This window comes from Halegenticoccus soli (assembly GCF_002844195.1).
Lineage (GTDB): Archaea > Halobacteriota > Halobacteria > Halobacteriales > Haloferacaceae > Halegenticoccus > Halegenticoccus soli.
Genome location: NZ_PEND01000008.1, coordinates 73,020 through 97,401 on the forward strand (window position 1 = coordinate 73,020; position 24,382 = coordinate 97,401).

General features: G+C 69.0%; 27 protein-coding genes and 1 pseudogene. 18 read left to right on the forward strand and 10 right to left on the reverse strand.

The window, feature by feature from the left end:
* The first annotated feature begins 188 nt into the window (after window positions 1–188).
* The 4 genes from CNO20_RS19740 to CNO20_RS19755 all read left to right on the forward strand — a co-directional run bounded on the left by CNO20_RS19740 (window position 189) and on the right by CNO20_RS19755 (window position 4,637).
* Entirely contained in the window at window positions 189–1,595 is a 1,407-nt protein-coding gene (locus CNO20_RS19740; RefSeq protein ID WP_101297932.1) for a class II fumarate hydratase, read from the forward strand.
* A 118-nt stretch (window positions 1,596–1,713) separates the two neighbouring features.
* A complete protein-coding gene (locus tag CNO20_RS24235) occupies window positions 1,714–1,908 on the forward strand; it encodes an HVO_2901 family zinc finger protein (protein ID WP_101297933.1) in 195 nt (64 codons plus the stop codon).
* 171 nt (window positions 1,909–2,079) lie between these two features.
* Window positions 2,080–3,945: a Glu-tRNA(Gln) amidotransferase subunit GatE gene (gatE, locus tag CNO20_RS19750; RefSeq protein ID WP_101297934.1), complete on the forward strand. Its 1,866-nt coding sequence runs from the start codon at window positions 2,080–2,082 to the stop codon at window positions 3,943–3,945.
* A 233-nt stretch (window positions 3,946–4,178) separates the two neighbouring features.
* A complete protein-coding gene (locus CNO20_RS19755) occupies window positions 4,179–4,637 on the forward strand; it encodes a MaoC family dehydratase (RefSeq protein ID WP_101298007.1) in 459 nt (152 codons plus the stop codon).
* Between the two features lie 20 nt (window positions 4,638–4,657).
* Here CNO20_RS19755 and CNO20_RS19760 read toward each other — a convergent pair whose 3' ends face one another.
* The 3 genes from CNO20_RS19760 to CNO20_RS19770 all read right to left on the reverse strand — a co-directional run bounded on the left by CNO20_RS19760 (window position 4,658) and on the right by CNO20_RS19770 (window position 8,316).
* Window positions 4,658–5,428: an RNA methyltransferase gene (locus CNO20_RS19760; RefSeq protein ID WP_101297935.1), complete on the reverse strand. Its 771-nt coding sequence runs from the start codon at window positions 5,426–5,428 to the stop codon at window positions 4,658–4,660.
* Complete coding sequence (locus CNO20_RS19765; RefSeq protein WP_101297936.1) at window positions 5,425–6,111, reverse strand: DUF8114 family protein; 687 nt, start codon at window positions 6,109–6,111, stop codon at window positions 5,425–5,427. The genes CNO20_RS19760 and CNO20_RS19765 overlap by 4 nt, the downstream gene beginning before the upstream one ends.
* A 105-nt stretch (window positions 6,112–6,216) precedes the next feature.
* The gene (locus CNO20_RS19770; protein ID WP_101297937.1) at window positions 6,217–8,316 is read right to left on the reverse strand and encodes a DUF4350 domain-containing protein; all 2,100 of its coding nucleotides are present in this window, start codon (window positions 8,314–8,316) and stop codon (window positions 6,217–6,219) included.
* 217 nt (window positions 8,317–8,533) lie between these two features.
* Here CNO20_RS19770 and CNO20_RS19775 point away from each other — a divergent pair, with 217 nt between their 5' ends.
* The 3 genes and pseudogenes from CNO20_RS19775 (at window position 8,534) to CNO20_RS19785 (ending at window position 12,042) form a co-directional block, all read left to right on the forward strand.
* Complete coding sequence (locus CNO20_RS19775; protein ID WP_101297938.1) at window positions 8,534–9,679, forward strand: dihydropteroate synthase; 1,146 nt, start codon at window positions 8,534–8,536, stop codon at window positions 9,677–9,679.
* Between the two features lie 137 nt (window positions 9,680–9,816).
* Window positions 9,817–10,494 carry a 6-hydroxymethylpterin diphosphokinase MptE-like protein gene (locus tag CNO20_RS19780; protein ID WP_101297939.1) on the forward strand — a complete coding sequence of 226 codons (678 nt, stop codon included), beginning with the start codon at window positions 9,817–9,819 and terminating at the stop codon, window positions 10,492–10,494.
* A 100-nt stretch (window positions 10,495–10,594) separates the two neighbouring features.
* Window positions 10,595–12,042 (forward strand): annotated as a pseudogene (locus CNO20_RS19785) (cryptochrome/photolyase family protein).
* Between the two features lie 44 nt (window positions 12,043–12,086).
* On the opposite strand, the gene CNO20_RS19790 reads toward CNO20_RS19785, so the two are convergent.
* Together CNO20_RS19790 and CNO20_RS19795 are read right to left on the reverse strand one after the other, a co-directional pair.
* A complete protein-coding gene (locus CNO20_RS19790; protein WP_101297940.1) occupies window positions 12,087–12,350 on the reverse strand; it encodes a DUF7521 family protein in 264 nt (87 codons plus the stop codon).
* Window positions 12,347–12,703, reverse strand: coding sequence for a winged helix-turn-helix domain-containing protein (locus tag CNO20_RS19795; RefSeq protein ID WP_101297941.1), 357 nt, complete (start codon window positions 12,701–12,703; stop codon window positions 12,347–12,349). Before CNO20_RS19795 ends, CNO20_RS19790 begins: the two co-directional genes overlap by 4 nt.
* A gap of 155 nt (window positions 12,704–12,858) precedes the next feature.
* Between CNO20_RS19795 and CNO20_RS19800 the strand changes: the two genes are divergently transcribed.
* The 3 genes from CNO20_RS19800 to sod all read left to right on the forward strand — a co-directional run bounded on the left by CNO20_RS19800 (window position 12,859) and on the right by sod (window position 15,015).
* Complete coding sequence (locus CNO20_RS19800) at window positions 12,859–13,470, forward strand: DJ-1/PfpI family protein (RefSeq protein WP_101297942.1); 612 nt, start codon at window positions 12,859–12,861, stop codon at window positions 13,468–13,470.
* A 168-nt stretch (window positions 13,471–13,638) separates the two neighbouring features.
* Window positions 13,639–14,268: a superoxide dismutase gene (locus CNO20_RS19805; RefSeq protein ID WP_233204262.1), complete on the forward strand. Its 630-nt coding sequence runs from the start codon at window positions 13,639–13,641 to the stop codon at window positions 14,266–14,268.
* Window positions 14,269–14,415: 147 nt separating this feature from the next.
* A complete protein-coding gene (gene sod / locus CNO20_RS19810; RefSeq protein ID WP_101297943.1) occupies window positions 14,416–15,015 on the forward strand; it encodes a superoxide dismutase in 600 nt (199 codons plus the stop codon).
* Between the two features lie 72 nt (window positions 15,016–15,087).
* Here the strand turns inward: sod and CNO20_RS19815 are convergent, their stop codons facing one another.
* Window positions 15,088–15,525, reverse strand: a complete 438-nt coding sequence (locus CNO20_RS19815) for a DUF7522 family protein (protein WP_101297944.1) — start codon at window positions 15,523–15,525, stop codon at window positions 15,088–15,090.
* A 126-nt stretch (window positions 15,526–15,651) separates the two neighbouring features.
* On the opposite strand from CNO20_RS19815, the gene CNO20_RS19820 reads away from it, so the two are divergent.
* Window positions 15,652–15,930 carry a DUF5827 family protein gene (locus CNO20_RS19820; protein ID WP_101297945.1) on the forward strand — a complete coding sequence of 93 codons (279 nt, stop codon included), beginning with the start codon at window positions 15,652–15,654 and terminating at the stop codon, window positions 15,928–15,930.
* Entirely contained in the window at window positions 15,927–16,772 is an 846-nt protein-coding gene (locus tag CNO20_RS19825; protein ID WP_101297946.1) for an ATPase, read from the forward strand. Before CNO20_RS19820 ends, CNO20_RS19825 begins: the two co-directional genes overlap by 4 nt.
* Before the next feature lie 7 nt (window positions 16,773–16,779).
* On the opposite strand, the gene CNO20_RS19830 is transcribed toward CNO20_RS19825, so the two are convergent.
* Window positions 16,780–17,358 carry an MBL fold metallo-hydrolase gene (locus CNO20_RS19830; protein WP_101297947.1) on the reverse strand — a complete coding sequence of 193 codons (579 nt, stop codon included), beginning with the start codon at window positions 17,356–17,358 and terminating at the stop codon, window positions 16,780–16,782.
* 87 nt (window positions 17,359–17,445) lie between these two features.
* Here CNO20_RS19830 and thyX point away from each other — a divergent pair, with 87 nt between their 5' ends.
* Window positions 17,446–18,189, forward strand: a complete 744-nt coding sequence (thyX, locus tag CNO20_RS19835) for an FAD-dependent thymidylate synthase (RefSeq protein WP_101297948.1) — start codon at window positions 17,446–17,448, stop codon at window positions 18,187–18,189.
* Between the two features lie 53 nt (window positions 18,190–18,242).
* Window positions 18,243–18,794: a dihydrofolate reductase gene (locus CNO20_RS19845; protein WP_394337278.1), complete on the forward strand. Its 552-nt coding sequence runs from the start codon at window positions 18,243–18,245 to the stop codon at window positions 18,792–18,794.
* A gap of 45 nt (window positions 18,795–18,839) precedes the next feature.
* On the opposite strand, the gene CNO20_RS19850 is transcribed toward CNO20_RS19845, so the two are convergent.
* Complete coding sequence (locus tag CNO20_RS19850) at window positions 18,840–19,373, reverse strand: hypothetical protein (protein ID WP_101297951.1); 534 nt, start codon at window positions 19,371–19,373, stop codon at window positions 18,840–18,842.
* Between the two features lie 91 nt (window positions 19,374–19,464).
* On the reverse strand, window positions 19,465–20,928 hold the full coding sequence (sufB, locus tag CNO20_RS19855) for a Fe-S cluster assembly protein SufB (protein WP_101297952.1): 1,464 nt from the start codon (window positions 20,926–20,928) through the stop codon (window positions 19,465–19,467).
* Between the two features lie 123 nt (window positions 20,929–21,051).
* On the opposite strand from sufB, the gene CNO20_RS19860 reads away from it, so the two are divergent.
* The 3 genes from CNO20_RS19860 to CNO20_RS19870 all read left to right on the forward strand — a co-directional run bounded on the left by CNO20_RS19860 (window position 21,052) and on the right by CNO20_RS19870 (window position 23,064).
* Window positions 21,052–21,249 (forward strand): HVO_2922 family protein, encoded by a 198-nt coding sequence (locus tag CNO20_RS19860; RefSeq protein WP_101297953.1) that lies wholly within the window; start codon window positions 21,052–21,054, stop codon window positions 21,247–21,249.
* Between the two features lie 127 nt (window positions 21,250–21,376).
* Window positions 21,377–22,138 carry an archaeal proteasome endopeptidase complex subunit alpha gene (gene psmA / locus CNO20_RS19865; RefSeq protein WP_101297954.1) on the forward strand — a complete coding sequence of 254 codons (762 nt, stop codon included), beginning with the start codon at window positions 21,377–21,379 and terminating at the stop codon, window positions 22,136–22,138.
* Between the two features lie 14 nt (window positions 22,139–22,152).
* Window positions 22,153–23,064 carry an MOSC domain-containing protein gene (locus CNO20_RS19870; RefSeq protein ID WP_101297955.1) on the forward strand — a complete coding sequence of 304 codons (912 nt, stop codon included), beginning with the start codon at window positions 22,153–22,155 and terminating at the stop codon, window positions 23,062–23,064.
* Window positions 23,065–23,067: 3 nt separating this feature from the next.
* Here CNO20_RS19870 and CNO20_RS24185 read toward each other — a convergent pair whose 3' ends face one another.
* A complete protein-coding gene (locus CNO20_RS24185) occupies window positions 23,068–23,193 on the reverse strand; it encodes a hypothetical protein (protein ID WP_269844164.1) in 126 nt (41 codons plus the stop codon).
* Between the two features lie 14 nt (window positions 23,194–23,207).
* Here CNO20_RS24185 and CNO20_RS19875 point away from each other — a divergent pair, with 14 nt between their 5' ends.
* Window positions 23,208–24,362 carry a metal-dependent hydrolase family protein gene (locus CNO20_RS19875; RefSeq protein ID WP_101297956.1) on the forward strand — a complete coding sequence of 385 codons (1,155 nt, stop codon included), beginning with the start codon at window positions 23,208–23,210 and terminating at the stop codon, window positions 24,360–24,362.
* Window positions 24,363–24,382: the final 20 nt, after the last annotated feature.

Below are 24,382 nucleotides of genomic sequence, written 5' to 3' on the forward strand. Positions count from 1 at the left end.
CGCATTCTCACTAATCTGAGTGAATTTTTAAACGACGGAGGGATTACCCCCGAATAAATACTGTACCTCGACGGTGGACCTCTCCGGACAGACGCGTATTCGCGACCGGAGTGCGAACAGCGACTCGGCGAGCCGCGTCCCGTCCGGCATCGGTGGGTTTTACCACCGCGCTACGCGTGCACGCACGCATGGGTGAGGACTACCGCACGGAACGGGACAGCCTGGGCGAGATGCGTGTACCGGCGGACGCGTACTGGGGCGCGCAAACCCAGCGCGCCGTGGAGAACTTCCCGATAAGCGGCATCACCTTCGGCCGGCGGTTCATCAGGGCGCTCGGCGTCGTGAAGAAGGCGGCCGCGCAGGCGAACCGCGACCTCGGGCTCATCGACGAGGACGTGGCGGCGGTGATCGTCGAGGCGGCCGACGAGGTGATCGCCGGCGAGCACGACGACCAGTTCCCGGTCGACGTGTTCCAGACCGGATCGGGCACGTCCTCGAACATGAACGCCAACGAGGTCATCGCCAACCGGGCGGCCGAGCTCATGGGCGAGGAGATCGGTTCCCGCGTCGTCCACCCGAACGACGAGGTCAACTTCGGGCAGTCGTCGAACGACGTGATCCCGACGGCGATGCACGTCGCCGCGCTGGAGGCCGCCGAGAAGGATCTCCTGCCCGCGCTTGAGACGCTCCGCGAGGCGCTCGCCGACAAGGAAGCGGAGTTCGACGGCGTGGTCAAGACCGGCCGGACGCACCTGCAGGACGCGACGCCCGTCCGCCTCGGCCAGGAGTTCGGCGGCTACCGCACGCAGATCGAAAAGGGGATAGAGCGCGTACAGGACGTCCAGGACCACCTGCGCGAGCTGGCGCTCGGGGGCACCGCCGTCGGCACCGGGCTGAACACCCACCCGGACTTCCCGGAGCTGGCGGCCGACTACATCTCCGAGGAGACGGGGACCGAGTTCCGCGAGGCCGACAACCACTTCGAGGCGCAGGCCGCCCACGACGCCATGGCGGAAGCCCACGGCGCGCTCCGCACCGTGGCGGGATCGCTCAACAAGATCGCCAACGACCTGCGCCTGCTCGCTTCCGGACCGCGAAACGGGCTCGGCGAGATCGAACAGCCCGAGAACCAGCCCGGATCCTCGATCATGCCGGGGAAGATCAACCCCGTCGTCGCCGAGGCGGTCAACCAGGTCCACAAGCAGGTCGTCGGCAACGACGCCGCCGTCGCGGCGGGCGCGGCCGAGGGGCAGCTCGACCTCAACCTCTACAAGCCGGTGCTCGCGCACAACTTCCTCGAGTCGGCGGAGCTGCTTTCGAACGCGTCGGAGGTGTTCGCCGAGCGGTTCGTCGCCAAGCTCGAAGCGAACGCGGAGCACTGCGCCGAGGAGGTCGAACGGAGCATGGCGCTGGCGACGGCGCTCAATCCGACCATCGGCTACGACAGGGCGGCCGAGGTCGCAAAGGAGGCGCTCAAGCGGAACAAGACCGTCCGCGAAGTCGTGATCGAGAAGGGGTACCTCAACGAGGATGAGGCCGACGAGGTACTCGACCCCGCGAAGATGACGCACCGCGGAATCCTCGGCGACGACTGACCGGCCGACGGCGCGATCCGAAGGCGACGAATCGGTAGACGGCGCGCGTTTTCCTTTCTCAGACCCGCACTCGGGTAGAAACGACATTTTCAAGGTAAATGCCGCTGAGTTTTTAGTCATGTCTGGGGTGAACCTTCACCGGGAAACCGGGGGACGGGACATGCTCGTGTGCCGAAAGTGCGGGTCCGAGTTCCCGGAGGGTCGCGCGACTCGGGACGGGTGGTACTATCGATGTCCCGCGGACGGGTGCGACTCCGAAGGGCTCGGCGAAGGGTTGCGGCGGATCCGTCGCCGACGGAGTCGCACCCGCTGAACTACCACCCCGCACCGCGTCGGCGCTCCTCGGCGCCTGACGGACCGCGACACGGCTACTCCTCTTCGCCGTCGGACGACAGGCCCTCCCGAGCGAACAACGTGGTCCGACGACCCTCGCGCGCGGCGCAGACTGTATCCTTTTTACCTCCCCCGGACCCACACCCCGCTAATGAGCGAGTACGACTACGAGGACCTCGGCCTCGTCGCGGGGCTGGAAATTCACCAGCAGCTCGACACCGAGACGAAGCTCTTCTGTGAGTGTCCCACCGAGCGCCGCGAGCCCGACGAGGCGGTCCGGCGGTTCACCCGCTATCTCCACCCGACGAGGAGCGAACTGGGCGAGATCGACGAGGCTGCGCTCGAAGAGAGCCGCGTCGACCGCGAGTTCGAGTACCTCGCGTACGACACGACCTGCCTGGTCGAGGAGGACGACGAGCCTCCGGGGCTGCTCGACGCGGAGGCGCTCGACGTCGCGATGCAGATCGCGACGATGCTCGAGATGGGCGTCGTCGATCAGGCGCACGTCATGCGGAAGATCGTCGTCGACGGGTCGAACACGTCGGGGTTCCAGCGGACGACGCTCGTCGGACAGGACGGCGAGATCGAGACGAGCGAGGGACCGGTCGGCGTCGAGGACCTCCTCCTCGAAGAGGAGAGCGCCCAGCGCGTCGACGAGACCGACCACGGCGTCCGATACAGCCTCGACCGCCTCGGCATTCCGCTCGTCGAGATCGGCACCGGGCCGGACATCCGGTCGCCCGAGCAGGCCCGCGAAGCAGCCGAGACGATCGGGATGATCCTCCGCTCGACCGGGAAGGTGAAGCGCGGGCTCGGCACCATCCGGCAGGACGTGAACGTCTCCATCGCCGAGGGCGCCCGCGTCGAGATGAAGGGCGTCCAGAGCCTCGACGACATCGACGACATCGTCAGGGGGGAGGTGGGACGACAGGTCGAACTGCTCGCCATCCGGGACGAGCTCCGGGACCGGGGCGCGAGCGTGGGCGAACCGCGGGACGTCACGCGCGTCTTCGAGGACACCGAAAGCGGCGTCATCGCGAGCGTTCTCGACGGCGGAAAGGTCGCCGCCGTCCCGCTTTTCGGCTTCGACGGGCTCGTCGGTCGGGAGATCCAGCCCGACCGCCGCCTCGGAACCGAACTCTCCGACCACGCGAAGCGCCACGGGGCCGGCGGCATCTTCCACACCGACGAGCTCCCCGCCTACGGCGTCACCGACGAGGAGGTCGACGCGCTGTGCGAGGCGGTCGGCGCGGGCGAGGACGACGCCGTCGCCATCGTCGCCGCGGACTCCACGACCGCGGATCTCGCGATCGAGGCGGTCGCCGAGCGCGCGCGGGCCGCGATCGAGGGCGTCCCCGAGGAGACCCGCGGCGCGAACGAGGACGGCACGACGCGCTACCTGCGTCCGCTGCCCGGCGCGGCGCGGATGTACCCCGAAACCGACGTACCGCCGGTCGAGCCCGATCCGAGCGAGATCGAAGTGCCCGAGCTCCTCACCGAGAAGGTCGAGCGCTATCAGGACGAGTACGGTCTGGACGCCGGCCTCGCCGAGCAGGTCGCGTTCGGCCGCCGGATGCTCGTCTTCGAGCGGGCGGTCGACCGGGGCGTCGACGCGACGCTCGCCGCCGGCACCCTCGAGAGCACCGTGACAGAGCTCCGCCGCGACGACGTCCCGGTCGAAAATCTCGCGGACGAGCACTTCCTCGACGTGCTGTCGCTCGTCGAGGAGGGTGATCTCGCGAAGGAGGGCGTGAGCGAGGTGCTCGCGGTGCTCGCGGAGAATCCGAGCCTCTCGGCGGAGGCGGCCGTCGAGGAGGCTGGCCTGGCGGGCGTCGACGACGAGGCGGTTCGGGAGGCGGTCGCCGAGGTCGTCGAGCGCAACGAGGCGCAGGTCGAAGAGCAGGGCATGGGCGCGTTCTCGGCGCTCATGGGCGAGGCGATGGGCGCGCTGCGCGGCAAGGCCGACGGCGGCGTCGTGAGCGACGTGCTGCGCGAGGAGATCCAGAAGCGATCGTAGTCGCTCTCTCGGAGGCTGACAGACGGCACGGGGAATCGCAGCGTCTCGGCTTCGACTCGGGTCCGCGGAACGGGGTGCCGTACACCCGCGAAACCGTCCCGCGGCGGAGCGTCAGGTCACGGGGGTTCTGGTCCCCTCTTCGTTTATGAACCCTCGCCGACGTGCTCGACGACGGAGGCGCGGTCGACGAGCGGTCCGAATTTACTTACGCGCTCCCGGCATTCGTCTCACCGATGCCGCGTATCTTCTACGAGGACCTCTCGGTGGGCGACACCGCCGAATTCGGCGAGTACGAGGTGACCCGAGAGGAGATCGTCGAATTCGCCGAGCGCTACGACCCGCAATGGTTCCACGTCGATCCGGAGCGGGCCGCGGAGGAGTCGATGTACGGCGGCCTCATCGCCAGCGGCTGGCACACGGCGTCGATCACCATGCGCGTGCTCGTCGATCACCACTTCGGCGAAGCGGCGTCGCTGGGGGCGAAAGGTCTCGAAGAGCTTCGCTGGCGTCGGCCCGTCCGCCCCGGCGACGTGCTCTCGGTCCGGACGGAGGTCCTCGACAAGGAGCCGGAGCGCCCCGATCGCGGCCTGGTCACGAGTCGGGCTGAGACGCTCACCGACGACGGTGAGCTCGCGTTGTCGATGGTGTCGCTCGTGATGTACGCGCGACGGGGTTCCGACGGGGGGAAGTGAGGGCTCCGAGGGGGCCGCGCTCACCGCCGGCCGTCCCGGCGGTCGGACTCGTCGACGACGGCTCGGCGCTCGCGGAGCTGGTCGGTCGCCCGGCGGAACACGCCGAGCAGCGTGTTGATCTCGCGGTCGGTCGGGTGCGCGCGGCCGACGAGCCGCCGGACGAGGCGGTTCGTCTTCGCGCGCTTTCGCTCGTTGTAGCCCGACGCGTCGAGGAACTCGTCGAAGAAGTCGTAAAAGCGCTTGATCTCGCTCTCCTCGGCCCGCGTGAGCTCCACGTCCGGGAGCTGGGTCTCCTCGACCGTGAGGTCGCGCAGTTCGTACAGCGCGACCGTCGCCGCCTGCCCGAGGTTGAGCACCGGGTACTCGGCGCTCGCCGGGATCGAACACACCTCGTCGAGCCGTTCGAGCTCGTCGTTGTTCAGCCCGCGGCCCTCGCGGCCGAAGACGAGCGCGGTCGGGGCGTCGACGGTCCGCAGACGCTCTTTCAGCTCCCGCGGCGTCGAGAACGGAAAGCGGACGTGCCGGCGGCTGTCCTCGTTGGTGATGGCGGTGAACCCCACGGTGTGGTAGTTCTCGACGACCTCGTCGAAGGTGACCTCCTCGGCGTTCGGCAGGACGTCCTCGCGGGCGTGCCCGGCGAAGCCGTACGCCTCGCCGTCGGGGCGGAGCGCGGGAGGGTTCACGAGCTTGAGCTCGGAGAGGCCGAAGTTCTTCATCGCCCGGGCGATGGTGCCGACGTTCCCCGGCGTCTCGGGCTCGACGACGACCACGACCGGCTTGCGGCGGCTCATTTCTTCGGATAGCGGATGCCGAAGTCCACGTCGTCGAGCGAGAGGTCGTCCTCCGGGTCGTCCCCCTCACCGTTCTCTTCGTCTTCGTCGGCGTTCGTATCGGCGTCCGTTCTCGCCGCTTCGACGCCGTCCGCGACGCTGTCGGCGGCGAGCTTCCCGTCCTCGTCGTCGCCGAAGCCGGTGGCGGTCCCGGCGCGGATGTCGATCCGCCGGCCCTCGAAGTGCTCGTTCAGCCGATCCTGGATCTCCTGCGGGTCGGGCGGGGTCGGGAGGTCGTCGGGGTCGGTGTCGACGTGTTCGATCCCGGCGTACCCCTCCGGAGCCCGGCCGCCGCCGACGAACCACTCGTGGAACGCGTCGCGGAAGTCCTCGTCGCCGACGAGGTCGCGGCCGCCGACCTCGCGGAACCAGAAGAGAAAGTCCGCCTCGTGTCGGTCACAGAGGAGCACCTCGTCCATCGGTTCGCCGTAGACGATCCTCGCCTGGTTGCACCGCGTTATCTCCTCCTCGCCGTGGATCAGATAGCAGGCGTCGCAGGGCTTTTCGATGAGGTAGCTCAGCCGGACGAGCCGCTCTTTCGGGTCCGCCGGAATCTCCTCCAGGGGCTTGAACTCGCCCTCGTCGGTGAAGATTTCGGACTCCTCGAACCGCCACCCGCGAAGCCCGATGCTGACCTTCGCCATACCTCGGGACTAACGGGTCTGCCGATAAAAAGAGCGTGACTCCCGGCCGCGCTCGGCGGCTATCCGGCGGCGGACGAGCGTTCGACGCGGACCGGAGCGCGTCGCTCAGCTGTAGGGGTCCCACAGCGAGAAGTCGGACGTGTTGAGGTTCGCGGTGTACAGCAGCGCGGGATCGTCGTTGACGTTGTGATCGTCGTCGAAGACGTGATCCGCGTTGAGGCGGAGGTCCGTTCCGAGCGCGGCGGCGAGGTCGTTGAAGTTGTTCCGGGTGTCCGGCGCAATCTTGCCGTAGCCGCTTCCCATCATGATCACCGCGCCGCCGTCGTCGACGAACGCCCTCAGCGCGTCGACTTCGTCGGACGAGTAGCACGACCGCGGCGAGGTGACGACGAGGGCCCGAGCCGTCGAGAGCGCGTTGTCTCCGACGCCGTCGAGCGAGTTGACCTGCTCGAACGCGATGCCCTGCCCTTCGAGGTAGCGCTGGTAGGCGACGGCGTCCTCGTTCGACAGCGAGTGCCGCTCGTTGAACTGCCCGTGGCCGCCTTCGACGAGAATCTGGCCGGTCCTGTCCGACAGAGAGTCGACGAGGTTCGTCAGGAAGACTTCGTGCTCGTAGTCGGTGACGTCGCCGCGGTACTCCTCGTCGATCGGCAGGCCGCCGATCACGGCGACGCGGGCGCTCGAATCGACGCCGACCAGCGGGACGTCGCCGTCGTACGCCACGCCGCCTCGGAGGTCCTGCGTGGCCGTGCTCTCGGCGAACACCGGAACGCGGGAGGGCGAGATGGCGCCGCCGCCGGTGCGGACGCTCGACGCGTTCGGGACGAACACCGCCTCGACCGCGCGGTCGCGGACTTCGGAGGTGTTCTCGGGGTCGCTCTCCTGCCAGACGCGGAGCCCGTTCGCCCGCGCGTCGTCCTCGGCCTCCCAGAACGCGTCGTGTTTCGTCAGGTTGGAGCCGTACACCCGGGCGTACCCCTTCGCGACCATCTCCTCGTTGAACAGCGTGTCGACGCTGCCGTCGCCGTCCTGATCGTAGTAGACGTACGCCAGCAGGCGTCCGAACGGATCCCAGACGTCCTCCGCGGCGTCGATCTCGATCTCGACCGCCTCGCCGTCGAGTTCCTGCGTCGCGTAGTCCTTGGCGCTTTCGCCCCAGTCGGCCAGGTAGCCGTCGTCTTCGATTCCCTCCCACTCTTCGACCTTCTCGTAGCGGCCGTTCCGTTTCGTTTCCGGCGAGTCGAATCCGAGCAGGCGGACTTCGGCGGACGTGCCGTCGGCGAACGTGACGTCGACCGTGTCACCGTCGGTGACGCTGTCGACGGTCGCCTCGTAGCGGACGCCGGCGTCGAGTCCGATACCGCTCCGGTCCGCGAACAGGTCGAACGCGTTGGCGTTGAACTGGCTCGTGAGGACGTCGTAGTCGTCCCCGCCGACGTTGTTGGTGCCGTCGTTGACGTCGTCGTCGTTGAACCGGTAGGCGAGGTCGAGAGACGCCGCGATGTCGTTGAGGTACCCGGTCCCGTCGTAGTCGCTGTAATCCGACTGGTCGTGGAGGAACAGTGCGCCGCCGTTCGACACGAAGTCGACGAGCGCGTCCAGTTCGGCGGAACTGAACGCCTCGCCGGGCGAGGTGATGACCGCGGCGTCGGCGTTCGAGAGGTCGCTCGCCAGGGACGTCGTGGGCGCGACGGCGTAGCCGTTATCCTCGGCGTAGCTCTCGAACTGCGAGCACGTGTCGAGCGTGTAGTACTGACCGTGCCCCTCGTCCCAGAGAACGGTGCCGGAACCGCCGAGTTCCGCGTCCCACGCGTTCAGGACGAACTCCTCGTTGCCGTAGTCGAAGTCGACGTCGTCGTCCTGGAGCAGGATCGCGCCGAAGCCGTAGACGCCGCGGTCGACCGACGTCAGCGGAATGGGCGTGAGGTCGTCGTAGACGTAGGCGTCGCCGTTCCCGTCGTCGTCGGCGTTCGTGGCCGTCGGTTCGGCCCAGACGGCGACGACGGACTCGTCCGTCAACGCCCCGTAGTTCGGATCCACCTGGCTGGCCGACGAGTAGAACTCGATCTTGGGGACGGTGTCGACGGCTCCGCAGTCGGTACCTGCCGCCGCCGCGGCGGGGACGCTGCCGTATTCGATCGAAGCGCTGCCCGCGACCGACGCGGTCGCGGCGAGCCGTAGGAACGTGCGACGTTCGAATCTCATTACGAACTCCCAGACCGTTTCTTTTAGTTTATTACTTTATAATATCTTATGGTGCAGTTACGTATGCGACAGTCGCTCAGTTTATCCGCGGGCGCAGCGATCGGTGCTCCGCGGGGGGAGAGCGGACCGATTTCGGGGCGAGACAGGATCGGCCGAACGCCGGCGCGCCGCGCGTCGTATCGGACCGCCTATAGTGATCGGGTCCCACCCACCGCGTATGCGAAACGTGGACGCGGCCGGCCTCGGAATCGGGGACGATCACCCGCCGCGTATCATGGGCGTGCTGAACGTGAGCGCCGAGTCGCCGTACGAGCCGAGCGTGTTCGACGACCCGGGAGAGGCGGCCGAGTACGTCGACGCGGACCTCGTCGACGAGGGCGCGGACATCGTCGACGTGGGGCTGGAATCGGCGAACAAGCGGTTCGAGGTGCTCTCGGCGGACGAGGAACTGGAGCGACTGGACCTCGCGATCGAGACGATGGAGAGCGTCGGCGGCGACGCCGTCTTCTCCATCGAGACGCGCTACCACGAGGTCGCGGACGCGGCGCTGTCGGCGGGCTTCGACATGGTCAACGACATCTGCGGCTTCGCCGACCCGGAGATGCCCCGCGTCTGCGAGGAGCGCGACGCGGCGGTCGTCAAAATGGCGAGTCCGCCGGACCTCGCGCGGCCGGGGGCGGTCGAGAGCGTTGACGACATCTACGAGGCGCTCGAGATGAACGGGTTCACCGACAAGACCATCGTCGATCCGGCGTTCGGCGGCTGGAGCGAGGCGAAGACCCTGGAGGACGACCGCGAGACGTTCCGCCGCCTGCGGGAGTTCCGCGGGCTGGGTCGCCCGATCCTCGTCTCGATCAACCGGAAGAACTTCCTCCGCGACGTCGCCGGCCGGTCGACCGAGGAGGCGCTGCCGGCGAGCCTCGCGGCGACCTCGATGGCGGTCGAACGCGGCGCGCACGTGATCCGGACGCACGACGTGGCCGAGACGCGCGACGCCGCGCTGATCGGGGCGGCGTTCGCCCGCGAGCGCGTCCGCGAGGAGGGCGACGTGAGCGTCGAGGAACTGGACGTCACGACGCCCCGGGAGGGCGCGCGCCACCTCGAACGCCTCGGGGCGGACGAGGCCGCGGCCGCGGAGTGCGTCACCCGCGCGTTCGAACTCTCGGGTCTCGACGCCGAGGAGCGCGGGGCGCTCCGCGCGGGAGCCGCCGACGCGGGAGCGACGGTCGTCGACGCCGCGGACGGGACGGGCGTCCTCCTCTTCGGGACCCCGCGGGCGCTGGCCGACCTCGCGTCGACGGCGCTCGGGGTCTCCCCCGCGCTCGACGATGCGATCGAAAGTATCGGTCAGCCGTACACATAAGTCTTCATGTCGGTCAGTAAGAGAAAACTTATGACGGATTGGCCGGAACCGATCTCGTGGAAGCCGGAACGGCACACGGGTAGGGGTACTTGGTGCCACTCCGGCCCATACCGTACTACGACCGCGGAGCGACCGCCGTGAAGTTCTCGGAGTGGGAGCCGGCCTACGAGTCGATCCTGTCGGATTTCGGATTTAGTCGGGAAGCTGACGAGGCGTCGCGCGACGCGCTCGCGGACCTCGCGCGCCCGTTCGACACCGGCCGGTTCGCGGGCGTCGAAGGCGCCGCGGTGGCGGTGGCGGGCGCGGGTCCCTCGCTCGCCGACGAGGCGGAGCGGGCCGCCGAGGCGGACTACGTGTTCGCCGCCTCGACCGCGGCGGACCTCCTTCGGGACGCGGGGATCGCGGTCGATCTGATGGTCACCGACCTGGACAAGAACGTCGAAACCGCGCGCGACCTGACCCGCGAGGGGGTCCCCGTCGCGGCGCACGCCCACGGGGACAATCTCGCGGCGGTGCGCGAGTGGATTCCGGCGTTCGACCCGGAGCACACCCTCGCGACGACGCAGGCCGCGCCGGTCGGTCCGGTGGTCAACTACGGCGGGTTCACCGACGGCGACCGGGCCGCGTTCATCGCCGACGAGTTCGGCGCGGGGACGCTGACGTTCGTCGGCTGGGACTTCGACGACCCCTCGGTCGATCCGATCAAGGCGAAGAAGCTCGGCTGGGCCGAGCGCCTCCTTCGCTGGCTCGAACTCCGCCGCGGGGAACGGTTCTCGATCCTCGACGGACGCCGCGGAGCGATCGACCTCCCGTAGCGGAACTCCCAGCGGCGGCGGCCCGCTGTAGCCAGGGCGATCGCGGCGGCGGGGCCGAACGGGACGGTAGCTTAACGGCGCGCGAAACGCACAGGGAGACATGCAGATACACTGGCACCGGCGCGATCTGCGGGCGGCGGACAACCGGGGGCTCGCCGAGGCCGCCGACGCCGTCGACGAGTTCGGCCGCGTCGTCCCCGCGTTCGTTTTCGACCCGGACGTGCTCTCGTTCGCCGCCCCGCCGCGCGTCCGGTACATGCTCGACGCCCTTTCGGCCCTCCGGGAGTGGTACCGCGACCGGGGGAGCGATCTCGTCGTCGCGCGCGGCGACCCGCGATCCGTCGTTCCCGCCCTCGCCGAGGAGTACGACGCCGAGCGCGTCGTCTGGAACCGCGACTACTCGGGGCTGGGGCGCGAGCGCGACGCGGCCGTCCGGAAGGCGCTCGACGGGGTCGGCGTCGCGCGCGCGAGTCGTACCACGACGCGGTCCACCACGAGCCGGGATCGATCACCACCAACGAGGGCGAGCCGTACTCGGTGTTCAGCTACTTCCGGCGGAAGTGGCGCGACCGCGAGAAGGCGGAGCCGTACGCCGCCCCCGACGCCGATCGGCTCGCCGAGGTCGAAGGCGACGCGCTGCCGACGATCGGCGATCTGGGGTTCGACGAGCCGGACGCGCAGATCCGGTCGGCCGGTACCGACGCGGCCCGGGGCCGCCTCGATGCGTTCTGCGACGGCGCGATTTACCGGTACGAGGCCGACCGCGACTACCCGGCGCGGGACGCCACGTCGCGGCTCTCGGCGGACCTCAAGTGGGGGACGATCGGGATCCGCGAGGTGTACGAGGCGACGGAGGGGGCGAAGGCGGACGCCGCGAGCGACGCGGGTAGCGCGGACGCCGCGGACGACGCACGCGACTCGGTCGAGGAGTTCCGGTCCCAGCTCGCGTGGCGGGAGTTCTACGCGCACGTCCTCTTTTTCAACCCGAACGTGGTCGCGGAGAACTACAGGGCGTACGAGAACGGTATCGACTGGCGGTCGGGGGACGGGCGCGACGAGGAGCTTCTGGCGTGGAAAGCGGGCGAGACGGGGTATCCCATCGTCGACGCCGGGATGCGCCAGCTCAGGCGGGAGGCGTATATGCACAACCGGGTCCGGATGATCGTGGCCTCCTTCCTCACGAAGGACCTGCTCGTCGACTGGCGCGAGGGGTACGCCCACTTCCGCGAGCACCTCGCGGACCACGACACGGCGAACGACAACGGCGGCTGGCAGTGGGCGGCCTCGACCGGCACCGACGCCCAGCCGTACTTCCGGATCTTCAACCCGATGACGCAGGGCGAGCGGTACGATCCCGACGGCGAGTACGTCCGCGAGTACGTGCCGGAGCTGGCCGGCGTCGACGCCGGGACGATCCACTCGTGGCACGAACTCGGGAACGAAGAGCGCGACGAGGCGGCGCCGGACTACCCGGCCCCGATCGTCGACCACGGCGAGCGGCGCGAGCGGGCGATCGAGACGTTCGAGCGGGCGCGCGGCGGGGAGTGAGATCGAGATCGATCCGTTCTCCCGCCGAGACGGCGGCGCGGCGGTCAGACGTACAGCGAGTACGAGATGAGCGCCATCCCCGCCAAGACGAGCGCCGTTCGGACGATTCCGGGCAGCGGAACCACGCCGTGGACGAGGTCGAAGAGCGAGCAGTCCAGGACGCCCCCGACGCTGATGAGCGCGAACCCGACGGAGAGGTACAGCATCGGCGTGCTCTGGTTGCGCCGGTAGCCCCGGAACGCCTGGTAGGCGATGAGGAAGCCGAGCGCGATGGCGAGCAGGTTCCCGGCGATGATCCAGACGCTCATCCGTCGGTCCTCCGGATGTCCTCCCAGACGCGGGTGAACCGGTCGGCGACGTCTTCGTGGTGCGTGAGGGTCACGTCCAACTCCCCGTTTCGGATTTCGATGTCGATGTGTTCGACGGTCGACTCATAGAGCGTGTAGTGGTTGCCCGAGGGATCGAGCTTGGTGTGTTCGACCAGCAGGTCCAGCGTCCTGAGGTCGTCGACTCGGCGGTAGATCGTCGGCAGCGACGCGTCGCACCGTTCGCTGAGGTCCTTCGCGGACAGCGGTTCCCGGCTCGTCTCGACGAGGATCGTCCGGGCGTACTCGTCGTCCAAAAGCCGGAACACGTCCGCCGGATCCGGGACCTCATTCACACGGTGACGACTCGACTCGTCCGGTTAAAGTCTGTCGAGCGTGTTCGGAGTCGGAACACGCCGGCGGGGTCTATAAAGCCCGGGCGCGAGCCGCCTTCGAACGCGCGTCTCGCCGCCTGGGAAACCGTTTTCTCGCCCCCTCTCGCAGGGACCGCATGGTCCGGATCGACATCGTCCTCTACGAGGGCTTCGACGAACTCGACGCGATCGGCCCGTACGAGGTGTTCGCGACCGCCGCGGGGTACGGCGCGGGGATCGAGCCGCGGCTCGTCACCCTCGACGGGCGGGAGGTCGTCGTCGCCAGCCACGGCCTCCGGGTCGAACCCGACGGGGCGCTCCCCGACCCGGACGACGCCGACCGCCCCGACGTCGTCGTCGTCCCCGGCGGCGGCTGGAACGACCGGAGCGAGGCCGGCGCGTGGAGCGAGGCCGAAAAGGGGGTGATCCCCGAGGCCGCGGCCGCCCACCACGCCGCCGGCGCGACCGTCGCGTCCGTCTGCACCGGCGGGATGCTGCTGGCGACCGCCGGGCTGACGGACGGTCGCCCGGCCGTGACGCACGCGAGCGCGATCGAAGCGCTCCGGGAATCCGGCGCGGAGGTCGTGGACGCCCGCGTGGTCGACGACGGCGACCTCCTCACCGCCGGCGGGGTCACCTCCGGCCCCGACCTCGCGCTCCACCTCGTCGAGCGCGAGGCCGGCGCGGCGATCGCCGAACGGGTGGCGACGACGCTCGAATACGATCGGGGGACGGTCGTCCGTTCGTAGCGGACCCGCGACAGTGCGGCACGGTGGGCCGGCGGTGACCGCTCGACAGCGCGGTACGGTGGCCCGGCGGTGACCGCTCGGCGGCCGGTGCGCCGCCGGCCGCACGTCACGGGGAGCGACACTCCCACGTAACGATAGCTTGGCTTACATTTAATCCGCTCTCGGTCGATGCTTCGACCGGAGGCGAAGATGACTTACGAACTTCCGGATCTTCCGTACGACTACGACGCGCTCGAACCGGCCATCGACGCGCGGATCATGGAACTGCACCACGACAAGCACCACCAGGGGTACGTCGACGGCGCGAACAGCGCGCTCGAAAAGCTGCAGAGCATGCGCGAGGGCGGCGACTTCGGCGACATCAAGGGCGTCGAGCGCAACCTCGCGTTCAACCTGTCGGGGCACGTCAACCACACCGTCTTCTGGCGGAACATGAGCCCCGACGGCGGCGGCGAGCCCGGCGGCGAACTCGCCGACGCCATCGAGGAGCGGTTCGGCTCGTTCGACGGCTTCAAGCGGCACTTCTCCGAGGCCGCAAAGGGCGTTGAGGGCTCCGGCTGGGGGATGCTGCTGTACGACCACCTCGGCGACCAGATGATCGTCGGCATCGCGGAGAACCACCAGAACCAGACGCCGCAGGGGACGACCCCGCTTTTAGTTCTCGACGTCTGGGAGCACGCCTATTACCTCCAGTACGAGAACAACCGCGGCGAGTACGTCGACAACTTCTGGGACGTCGTCAACTGGGACGACGTCGCCCAGCGCTACGACGACTGCAAGGGCCGGACGATCCAGTAGGCGTCGCCGCCGGCCCCGTTCACCTTTTCCCCGTTTCGGCCCTCCCCTGATTCGTTCCGCCGCCCCCGGAACCGTGATGCGTGCTATCGTACCACTCCTCAAAGTTTAACAGTGTTCCTGAATAAACAACGGACGGAGGAATCACCCATGAGTCAGGAACTTCCGCCGCTTCCGTACGACTACGACGCGCTCGAACCGAGCATCTCCGAGCAGGTGCTGACCTGGCACCACGACACCCACCACCAGGGGTATGTGAACGGCTGGAACAGCGCCGAGGAGACCCTCGCGGAGAACCGCGAGAGCGGGGACTTCGGGTCGTCCGGCAGCGCGATCCGGAACGTCACCCACAACGGCTGCGGGCACATTCTCCACGACCTGTTCTGGCAGAACATGGGCCCGGAGGGCGGCGACGAGCCGACGGGCGCGCTCGCCGACCGGATCGAGGAGGACTTCGGCTCCTACGACGCCTGGAAGGGCGAGTTCGAGGCCGCCGCGAAGAACGCCAGCGGCTGGGCGCTGCTCGTGTACGACAGCTTCTCGAATCAGCTGCGCAACCTGGTCGTCGACAAGCACGACCAGGGCGCGCTCTGGGGCAGCCACCCGATCCTCGCGCTCGACGTGTGGGAACACTCCTACTACTACGACTACGGGCCGGCCCGCGGCGACTTCATCGACGCGTTCTTCGAGGTCGTCGACTGGGAGGAGCCGAGCCGCCGCTACGAGCAGGCCGTCGAGATCTTCGAGTAGGACCGGTCGGCAGATCCGAATTTTTTCGACGCGCGTGATCGACGAGCGACGCGCGGGCGCGACGCCGTCCCGTCACGCGGACGAGCTGAGGCTGTCGACGCCGTCGGAGGGCCTGAACTCCTCGATCGAGTACTCGCCGACGATCTCCCGGATGCGGGCGTCGAGCGCCGGGAAGTCGTAGCTCCCGTCGCGCCGGTCGAACCCGGCGAACAGGCCGATCCGGGCGTCGGTGTCGGCGAGGAAGGTGCGAAACTGTTCGAACGCCGAGAAGCCCCTGACCGTGTACTCGTACTCGGCGTAGTACAGCGACTCGTAGGTGTCGCGTGTCACGTATCCGTAGCGCTCGTTGTCGACGAACGCCTCCACGTCGAGGTCTGCGATCGCCGCCTCGACGTCCGGTCGGACGTACAGCCGCTCGTGGGTCCACTGGTCGAACAGCCACGCGTCGCGCAGCGAGTCGCCGCCGAAATCCCGGAGAACGGCCAGGAGTCGATCCGTCGCGTCGCTCATACGTTTGGCAGATTCCCGCGGCAGATAACCATTTTCGTGTGTGACAACCGTGTTACAGGATCGGGCGGAGGACGGAGAGCGCGTTCGACCGCCAGTGTTTACGACCGGCCGGTCGTACCTCCGCGTATGCCGAAACCGAAAGACGAGTTTCCGGCCCTGTATCCGTGCGACTTCTACGCGGCGGAGGAGCTCCTCGATCCGGACCTGATGTACACGGTCTACGAGATCGCCCGCATGCTCCAGGGGCTCGATCCGGACGCGGAGATCGACGTGGAGACCGAAGAGATCCTGCTCGACTGGGCCATCCCCTGGATCGTGCGCAACGCGGACGACATGGTCGTCGCCGAACCGCCGAGCGAGGACGAGCCCGGGTACTACGGCCTGCAAACGGACGGCGACCGATGACGCTGCTCGTCGCGGGAGCCGACCGCGTCGACGCCGGGAAGACGACCTTCTCCGTCGGGCTCCTCGCGCACCTCCGCGGGCGGGGCGCGGCCCCGGTCGGGTTCAAACCCCGCGCCGGCAACGACTACTGGTTCGACCACGACGACTACCGGACGGCGGCAGCGGAGGGACGGCTCTACGGCAAGGACGCCGCGCGCCTCGCTGCGGCGAGCGCGGGCGACTGGACGCCGGAGGAGCTCAACCCGATCCACCGGCTGTGGCGACCGACCCCCGGACGGTCGGGGTTGCTCGGCGAGCGCGGCCGGACGTTCCTCGTCGACCGCGTGACGACGCCGGGCGGCCCGCTGTTCGCCGTCAACGTCGAGGCGAAGGCGAACGGCCGCCTCCCCGACCGCGTCCGCGAGGCGCTCCCGCTGGACGGCGCAGTCCGCGTCGGCGACGTCGGAGCGTTCAACGACGCGATGGTCGAGTACCACCTTCCGGCGCTCCGGCGGCTGTCGGAGGTGGTGCGGCGGGCGGAGACGGCGGTCGTCGAGTCGTACGGCGACATCGCGGTTCCCCTGTCGGACCTCGACGCTGACGCCGTCGCGGTCGTCGATCCGGGCCGAGCCCGCGTGTACGACGGCGGGCGGTACCTGGACGCGCGCTCGGTCGTGCGCGGCAGCCCGCGGGAGGGGCAACTCGAAGAGCGGGTCGGGGCCGTCGTCGAACTGCTCGACCCCGTCGAGACGGTCCCCCTGCCCGCGCTGACGAGCGAGGAGCGGTCCGATCCGTCGGCGGTCGCCGAGGCGTACGAACCGGCGTACGGGGCGCTCCTGGAAGCGGCGGCGGCCCGCAGCTGACCGGGGATCAGCCCATCCGTGCGGCCCGGCTCGCCAGTTCGACGTCGTGGTAGGGGTTCGTCACGACGCTCGGACCGTGGCCGACGTGCATCTCGCCGAGCGACTCGTCGACGGTTTCGAGCACCCGGTCGATGCTCTCGATCAGCGTCGGCCGGTCGCCCTCTTCGAGGTCCGTCCGACCGAAGCTCCCGTTCTGGAAGATCAGATCCCCCGCGAAGAGCACGCCCGCGTCCTCCGAGTAAAAGCAGAGGTGGTCGTCCTTGTGTCCGGGCGTGTGAAGCGCGACGTAGCTGTGATCGCCCAGCTGAACCGTCTCCCCGTCGCCGATCGCGTGGTCGACGGCGGGACGGTCCAGATCGAACCCCCAGACTTCGACGCCGAAGGCGTCCCGGACCGCGTCCACGTTGCCGACGTGATCCGGGTGCGTGTGCGTCAGGACGACCGCGTCGACCCGCTCGACGCGCTCGCGGAGGCGGGCGACCACGTCGAAGTTCGCGCCAGCGTCGACGAGAACCGTGCGCTCCCCCTCGACGAGGAAGGCGTTGCTCGTGAACGCGCGGACGCCCTGTGCGACGTTGTGGATCATGCCTCTCGTCCGTCTCCCGACGGATTGGTTCTGACGGTTCGAGCGAAACCGGTCGTATTTATCCCCCGTGGCGCACGCCGAGGAGGTATGGAGGTACGCCTGCTCGAAGCCACACCGAACCCGGAGGAGCTCATCTGTAAGGGGGCCCGCAACGACTACTCGGCGGGGTTCGTCGGCGAGCAATCGTTCGAGGAGACGATGGCGCCCGTCGACGGGGAGACGACCGAGGAGAAGATGGAGACGCTCATCGGCCACCTGCTCGACCACGGCCACTTCGGCCCGTTCGAGCACCCGCAGGCGACGTTCGCCGTCGAGGGCGTCAGCCGCTCCTGCATGGCGCAGATCACGCGCCACCGCCACGTCAGCTTCGACGTGCAGTCGATGCGCTACGTCTCCTTCGACGACGTCGACCCCGACGACGTCGCGGCGGGCGAGATGGTCGTGACGCCGCCCTCGGCGTCGGATCCGAACTGGGTGGGCCGGAACCAGAAGACCGGAGCGGTGGACGAGGAGACGGTCGAGAGGCGGAAGGAGGTGTTCCGCGAGTCCGTGAGCCGCTCCGTCGCCGACTACCAGGAACTGCTGGATCTCGGGATGCCGCCGGAGGACGCCCGGTTCGTCCTTCCGATCGGCACCGAGGTCAACATCGTGATGTCGATGAACGTGCGGATGCTGATGCACGTGGCCGACATGCGCGCGGCCGCGGACGCGCAGTGGGAGATCAGGGAGCTGACCGAAAGCGTCCTCGGCCTCGCCGAGGAGTGGTGTCCGATCACGTTCGCCCACTACAACGAGCACATGCGGAACCGGAAGAACCGCCTCGCACCGTAACGCAGTCAGGCGGGAGGAAACGGAGACGAAGGGGGAACAGAACGGAAGCGGGGATGGAGACGGAGACGGAGACGGAGACCGAGATGGAGACGGAGACGGACGCCGGGATCGAGATCGCGCTGATCGCCGCCGTCGCGGCGAACGGCGTCATCGGGGCCGACGGCGACGTGCCGTGGCACTACCCCGAGGACCTCGAGCACTTCAAGGAGACGACGACCGGCCACCCGGTGATCGCGGGCCGGCGGACGTACGAGAGCATCGCGGCCCGGCTCGGCGGCCCGCTCCCCAATCGAACGAACGTCGTTCTGAGCACGCGCGACCCGGAGCTGCCGGACGGGGCCGTTCTCGCGGCGTCGGTCGACGAAGCCGTCGACGCCGCCCGCGAAGCCGCCGGCGGGGACGGCACCGTCTTCGTGATCGGCGGGGCGACCGTGTACGAGCAGTTCCTCCCGCGGGCCGACCGCCTCGTCCTCACCGAGATCGACCGAGAATTCGAGGGCGACACGCGGTTCCCCGAGTGGGACGAAAGCGGGTGGGAGGAGGTGAGCCGCGACGAGCGCGGGGAGCTGGCGTTCGTCGAGTACCGGCGTCGGAAGGTCGCCTGACGGGGCGCTGTGCCGCCGTCGTCAGTCGGCGGGACTCTCGGGTTCTCAGAACCGGTGGGCGTCGGGTCCCTCCGGCACCGTGTACTCGTCGATCCACGGCGGCTCGGTTCGGTCCTTGGCCCAGCCGAACAGGTGGCGCTTCTCGTTCGCGTAGTAGAGCCGGTAGGCGTCGACGTAGTCGTCGGCCTTCCAGCCGCCGGTCACCTGCGGGGGATCAGACCGCCCCGTCTCCGGCCACGCGAGGTCTGAGAGGAGGTCGTCGTCCAGCGTCCCCACCGTGGCCCACGAACCGTGGACCCGGTCGTCGTCGTGGTCCCAGCGGTAGCGCCACTCGTCGTGGGCGCGGTCGACGTAGTCGTACACGCGCCGCCAGTTCTCGCGCGAGGCGGCGGCCCACCGGGTGAGCGGATGGCCCGCGTGGGTGAAGTACAGGTCGTCCTCCGGATCGGGATACCCGTTCAGCCGCGCGGCGGTCGTCAGCACCATCGACCCCTCGAAGACGCTGCTCAGGACGTGCCGGTCGACCAGCCACTCGGCCGCCCGCCGCAGATCCCGATCGAGCCAGAAGGCGTTGACCATTGCGCGTGAGAACGGAGGGATCGAGCGCGGATAGGGGCGTCGGCCCGAAAAGACGGAAGAGGAGGCGAAAGAGGATCGTTCGTCCGGCTGCTTACCCGAGGCTGCCCTCCATTTCGAGTTCGACCAGGCGGTTGAGTTCGACCGCGTACTCGATCGGCAGCTCGTTCGTGATCGGTTCGATGAACCCCGAGACGATGAGCTGCTTTGCGTCGTCGTCGCCGAGGCCGCGCGACTGGAGGTAGAACACGTCCTCGTCGCCGATCTTCCCCACCGTCGCCTCGTGGGCGACGTCGACGTCGCTCTCGTGGATCTCGATGTGCGGCATCGTGTCGCTCTGGCTCTCGTTGTCGAACATCAGCGCGTCGCACTCGACGGAGCAGGCGGCGTCCTTCGCGCCGTGGGCGATGCGGACCAGCCCGCGGTAGTTGGTGCGGCCACCGTCCTTCGAGATCGACTTCGAGACGATCGTGGACTTGGTTTCGGGGGCGTTGTGGTACACCTTTGCGCCAGTGTCGATGTTCTGATCCGCGGTGGCGAACGCGATGGTGATGTGGTTGTCGCTCGCGCCCCGTCCGTTCAGGATCGTCGCGGGGTACAGCATAGTGGACTTCGAGCCCATGGAGCCGGAGATCCACTCCATGCGGCCGCCCTTCTCGACGATGGCGCGCTTGGTGTTGAGGTTGTAGGTGTTCTTCGACCAGTTCTGCACCGTCGAGTACTGCACGTGCGCGTCCTCGCCCACGAACACTTCGACGGCACCGGAGTGCAGGTTGAACACGCCGTACTTGGGCGCGGAGCAACCCTCGATGTAGTGGACTTCGCTGCCCTTCTCGGCGACGATGAGCGTGTGTTCGAACTGGCCCATCCCCTCCGAATTCATCCGGAAGTACGCCTGCACCGGCATCTCGACGGTGATCCCCTCCGGCACGTAGACGAAGGAGCCGCCGGACCAGATAGCGCCGTGCAGCGCCGCGAACTTGTTGTCCGACGGCGGCACGCACTTCGTCATGAAGTACTCCTTGACGATGTCGGGGTGCTCCTGGACGGCCTCGTCCATGTTGCAGAAGATCACGCCCTGCTCTTCCCACTGTTCCTGCATGTTCTGGTAGACGATCTCGGACTCGTACTGGGCGCCGACGCCCGAGAGGGCGTTGCGCTCGGCCTCCGGAATCCCCAGCTTGTCGAACGTGTCGCGGATCTCCTCCGGGAGCTCGTTCCAGTCGCGGACGCCGCCGCGGGTCTCCACGTCGGGCCGGATGTACGGGACGATCTCGTTCACGTCGACCTCCGACAGGTCAGGCTGCCCCGGCCAGCCGGAGGGCATGGGCATCGCGTCGAACATCCGCAGCGCGCGGAGGCGGCGCTTCAGCATCCACTCCGGCTCGCCCTTGTCCGCCGAGATGACGCGGATCGTCTCCTCGGTGAGGCCCTTCTCGGCCTGGAACGCGGCCTTCTGCTCCTTCTTGAAATCGAACCGGGACTGCGCGTCGGCCGAGCGGAAGTGCTCTTCGTCCGCCGTGAGTTCTTTCTCGGGCAGTTCCTCTTTCGTACTCATGACGGTAGTCTAGGGGCGCCGCAGCTATATGACGCTGTCTGGCGGGACGCCGGACGAGCCCGCCGGGGTTCGGTTAGTTACGCTTCCAACACTGTTTTTACAGTTACTGTCTACTCATATACTATGAGCAAGGCGACGTTCGAGGTGTACGAGGACGGGCGAGGCGAGTACCGCTGGCGGCTCCGCCACGACAACGGCAACATCATCGCGGACGGCGGGGAGGGATACGCGACGCGCCAGAAGGCGAAACAGGGCATCGAGAGCGTGAAGCGGAACGCCCCGGACGCCGAGGTCGTGGAGGTCGCGGGGACGCGGGACTGACCGTTTCCGCCTTCCGCTTCCCGAACCGCTCGCTGGGTGAGGTGCCTTTTTCCGGCGCGGGGTCGTACCGGCCGGTGATGACTGACAGCGTCGCCGCGCCGTTCGCCGGCGAAGGGGGAAGCGGTCGATGAACCGTCCGAATCAGCAGGCGTACGACCGGGGGACCTCGCTCTACTCGCCCGACGGTCGGATCTATCAGGTCGAGTACGCGCGCGAGGCCGTGAAACGCGGCGCTCCCGGCGTCGGAATCAGAACGTCCGAGGGCGTCGTGCTCGCGGCCCGCCGCCGGGTCGGCTCGTCGCTGATGGTGGCGGAGAGCGTCGAGAAGCTCCACAAGGTCGACGACCACGTCGGCGCGGCCAGCGCGGGCCACGTCGCCGACGCCCGCCAGCTCGTCGACTTCGCCCGCCGCCAGTCGCAGATCAACCGCCTGCGCTACGGCGAACCGATCGGCGTCGAGACGCTGACGACGGCCGTCACGGACCACATCCAGGAGAACACGCAGGCCGGCGGCACGCGCCCGTACGGCGCGTCGCTCCTGCTCGGCGGCGTCGACGACGCTGGGGCGCACCTGTTCGCCACGGACCCCTCGGGGACGTCGCAGGAGTGGAGGGCCGTCGCCATCGGTGCCGACCGGGAGTCGATCCAGGAGCTGCTCGAAGCCGAATACGTCGACGACATGGACCTCGATTCGGGGCTCCGGCTCGCGATCCGGGCGCTCGCGGCCGACGAGGAGGAGCTCGACGCCGCGGGGCTGAGCGTGATCACCGTCACCGCCGACGAGGGGTACCGGACGCTCCCGACGGAGGAGATCGAACCACTGCTCGCCGAGGAACGCGACGCCGCCTCCGACGACGCCGGGTTCGACGCCGAGCGGGGCGGGGAGTAGCGACGGAGCGAACCGTGTCAGACGCGGACGATCCGACGCCGACGCTCCGGCGGGTCACCACGTTTCCGGTGAAGTCGCTGGATCCGCGCGAGGTGGAGTCGGCGCGGATCGTCGAGAACGGCGGGATCGCCGGCGACCGGGAGTACGCGCTGTTCGACGCCGAAGGGAACTACGTCAACGGCAAGCGGAACCGGGCCGTCCATCGGCTCCGGTCGGCGGTCGACCCGGCGGCCGGGACCGTGACGCTCCGCGCGCCCGATCGCGGGGAGCGAACGTTTTCACTCCGAGGCGACCGCGGGGCGCTGACGGAGTGGCTCTCGGAGTACTTCGGGGAGCCGATCGAGCTGCGGCGCGACCCGGCCGGCGGCTTCCCGGACGACGCGGAGGCGTCGGGGCCGACGGTCATCAGCACGGCGACGATCCGCGAGGCGGCCTCGTGGTTCCCGGGGATCGACGAGGAGAGCATGCGGCGGCGGCTCCGCGCGAACCTCGAGATCGGCGGGGTCCCGCCCTTCTGGGAGGATCGGCTGTTCGCCGACCGCGGGAGCCGCGTCGCATTCGAGATAGGAGGGGCGAGCCGGTCCGTCGCCGGCGAGATAGGAGGGGCGAGTCGACCCGATGCCGGCGAAACCGACGGTTCGGACGGTCGTCGCTCCGGCGTGCGCTTCGAGGGCGTGAACCCGTGCCAGCGCTGCGTCGTCCCGACGCGCGATCCCGAGACGGGCGAGGAGTACGAGGGGTTCGCGGGGACGTTCGCCGAGAAGCGCCGCGAGACGCTCCCCGACTGGAGCGGGGGCGACTGGTTCGATCACTACTTCCGGCTCATGGTCAACACCGTCGTCCCCGCGTCCGAGTGGGGCAAGTCGGTGTCCGTCGGCGACGAAGTTCGGATCCTGGGCACCGTGCCGGCGGACGGGGACGCGTAGGCGTCAGCGGACGGAGATGAAGACGGGGAGGCGTCGTCCGGTCATTGCGCGGTCGGCCGTCGACCGCCGCGCGTCCGTCCGACCGCCGCCGTCCGCTTCGCCGGAACCCTCGGCTTTAGGAGCGGTCACATCTACCAAGCCGCATGAACGTATTACGCGGCGGACGTGTCGTCGACGCGGACGGAACCCGCGAGGCGGACGTGGCCGTCGAGGGGGGCGAGATCGTCGCGGTCGGCGACGTCGACGCCGACGGCGGCGAGGTGATCGACGTTTCCGGGCGGTTCGTCGCCCCCGGCCTGATCGACACGCACGTTCACCTGATGATGGACGGACGACCGGACACGGGCACCGTCCACGGCGAGAGCGAGGCGACCGCGGCGTACCGCGCGGCGGCGAACCTCCGGAAGGCGCTCCGCGCCGGGGTGACGACGCTGCGCGACCTCGGCGCCCGCGACTCGCTCGCGCTCGACGCCCGCCGGGCGGTTGCCGAGGGCGTCATCGAGGGTCCCCGAGTGCTCGCCGTCGGACAGAACATCACCATGACCGGCGGTCACGGCCACCCGTGGGGGCGCGAGGCCGACGGACCGGACGAGGTGCTCAAGGCCGCCCGCGAGCAGTTGAAGCGCGGCGCGGACGCCGTCAAGTGCATGGCGACGGGCGGCGTGCTCACGGAGGGCGCGCTCACCGGCGCGCCGGAGCTCACGCCCGACGAACTCGACGCGCTGGTCGAGGCGGCGAACGCGAAGGGCGTCCCGACCGCCGCCCACGCCCACGGGGTCGTCGGCATCAAGAACGCCGTCCGCGCGGGGATCACGAGCGTCGAGCACGGGACGTACATGGACCGCGAGGCCGCCGAACTGATGGCCGCCCGCGGCACGTACTGGGTGCCGACCGCGAGCGCGCTCCGCGGGATCGCGGATCACGGGACCGAGGCGGGGATCCCCGCGGAAGCCGTCGAGAAGACGGAGGCGGCGATCGAACACTACGAGCGCGCCTTCGAGCACGCGCTGGACGCGGGCGTCCGAATCGCCATGGGAACCGACGCGGGAACGCCGTTCAACTTCTTCGACGAGATCCCGCGCGAGCTCGAACTGCTCGTCGAGTACGGGCTGACGCCGAAGGCCGCGCTCGAAGCGGCGACGGTCAACGCGGCCTCGCTGCTCGGGCTGACCGACGTCGGAAGGGTGGCGGAGGGGTACCGGGCCGACCTCGTCGTGCTCGAAGCCGACCCGAGCGAGGACGCCGCGGCGTGGCGCGATCCCGCCCACGTCTTCAGCGACGGAAAGCGCGTCGTATGACCGACCGAACCGCCGTCCAC

What these genes read in the sequence shown, in the direction of transcription:
- CNO20_RS19820 (WP_101297945.1), top strand. Translation starts at nt 15,652, where the DNA reads ATGCCGAAACCGAAAGACGAGTTTCCGGCCCTGTATCCGTGCGACTTC.
- CNO20_RS19825 (WP_101297946.1), top strand. Translation starts at nt 15,927, where the DNA reads ATGACGCTGCTCGTCGCGGGAGCCGACCGCGTCGACGCCGGGAAGACG.
- thyX (WP_101297948.1), top strand. Translation starts at nt 17,446, where the DNA reads ATGGAGGTACGCCTGCTCGAAGCCACACCGAACCCGGAGGAGCTCATC.
- CNO20_RS19770 (WP_101297937.1), bottom strand. Translation starts at nt 8,316, where the DNA reads ATGAGATTCGAACGTCGCACGTTCCTACGGCTCGCCGCGACCGCGTCG.
- CNO20_RS19755 (WP_101298007.1), top strand. Translation starts at nt 4,179, where the DNA reads ATGCCGCGTATCTTCTACGAGGACCTCTCGGTGGGCGACACCGCCGAA.
- CNO20_RS19830 (WP_101297947.1), bottom strand. Translation starts at nt 17,358, where the DNA reads ATGATCCACAACGTCGCACAGGGCGTCCGCGCGTTCACGAGCAACGCC.
- CNO20_RS19815 (WP_101297944.1), bottom strand. Translation starts at nt 15,525, where the DNA reads ATGAGCGACGCGACGGATCGACTCCTGGCCGTTCTCCGGGATTTCGGC.
- psmA (WP_101297954.1), top strand. Translation starts at nt 21,377, where the DNA reads ATGAACCGTCCGAATCAGCAGGCGTACGACCGGGGGACCTCGCTCTAC.
- CNO20_RS19800 (WP_101297942.1), top strand. Translation starts at nt 12,859, where the DNA reads ATGGTCCGGATCGACATCGTCCTCTACGAGGGCTTCGACGAACTCGAC.
- CNO20_RS24235 (WP_101297933.1), top strand. Translation starts at nt 1,714, where the DNA reads ATGTCTGGGGTGAACCTTCACCGGGAAACCGGGGGACGGGACATGCTC.
- CNO20_RS19765 (WP_101297936.1), bottom strand. Translation starts at nt 6,111, where the DNA reads ATGGCGAAGGTCAGCATCGGGCTTCGCGGGTGGCGGTTCGAGGAGTCC.
- CNO20_RS19860 (WP_101297953.1), top strand. Translation starts at nt 21,052, where the DNA reads ATGAGCAAGGCGACGTTCGAGGTGTACGAGGACGGGCGAGGCGAGTAC.
- CNO20_RS19805 (WP_233204262.1), top strand. Translation starts at nt 13,639, where the DNA reads ATGCTTCGACCGGAGGCGAAGATGACTTACGAACTTCCGGATCTTCCG.
- CNO20_RS19740 (WP_101297932.1), top strand. Translation starts at nt 189, where the DNA reads ATGGGTGAGGACTACCGCACGGAACGGGACAGCCTGGGCGAGATGCGT.
- CNO20_RS19875 (WP_101297956.1), top strand. Translation starts at nt 23,208, where the DNA reads ATGAACGTATTACGCGGCGGACGTGTCGTCGACGCGGACGGAACCCGC.
- sufB (WP_101297952.1), bottom strand. Translation starts at nt 20,928, where the DNA reads ATGAGTACGAAAGAGGAACTGCCCGAGAAAGAACTCACGGCGGACGAA.
- CNO20_RS19790 (WP_101297940.1), bottom strand. Translation starts at nt 12,350, where the DNA reads ATGAGCGTCTGGATCATCGCCGGGAACCTGCTCGCCATCGCGCTCGGC.
- gatE (WP_101297934.1), top strand. Translation starts at nt 2,080, where the DNA reads ATGAGCGAGTACGACTACGAGGACCTCGGCCTCGTCGCGGGGCTGGAA.
- CNO20_RS19775 (WP_101297938.1), top strand. Translation starts at nt 8,534, where the DNA reads ATGCGAAACGTGGACGCGGCCGGCCTCGGAATCGGGGACGATCACCCG.
- CNO20_RS19845 (WP_394337278.1), top strand. Translation starts at nt 18,243, where the DNA reads ATGGAGACGGAGACGGAGACGGAGACCGAGATGGAGACGGAGACGGAC.
- sod (WP_101297943.1), top strand. Translation starts at nt 14,416, where the DNA reads ATGAGTCAGGAACTTCCGCCGCTTCCGTACGACTACGACGCGCTCGAA.
- CNO20_RS19760 (WP_101297935.1), bottom strand. Translation starts at nt 5,428, where the DNA reads ATGAGCCGCCGCAAGCCGGTCGTGGTCGTCGTCGAGCCCGAGACGCCG.
- CNO20_RS19850 (WP_101297951.1), bottom strand. Translation starts at nt 19,373, where the DNA reads ATGGTCAACGCCTTCTGGCTCGATCGGGATCTGCGGCGGGCGGCCGAG.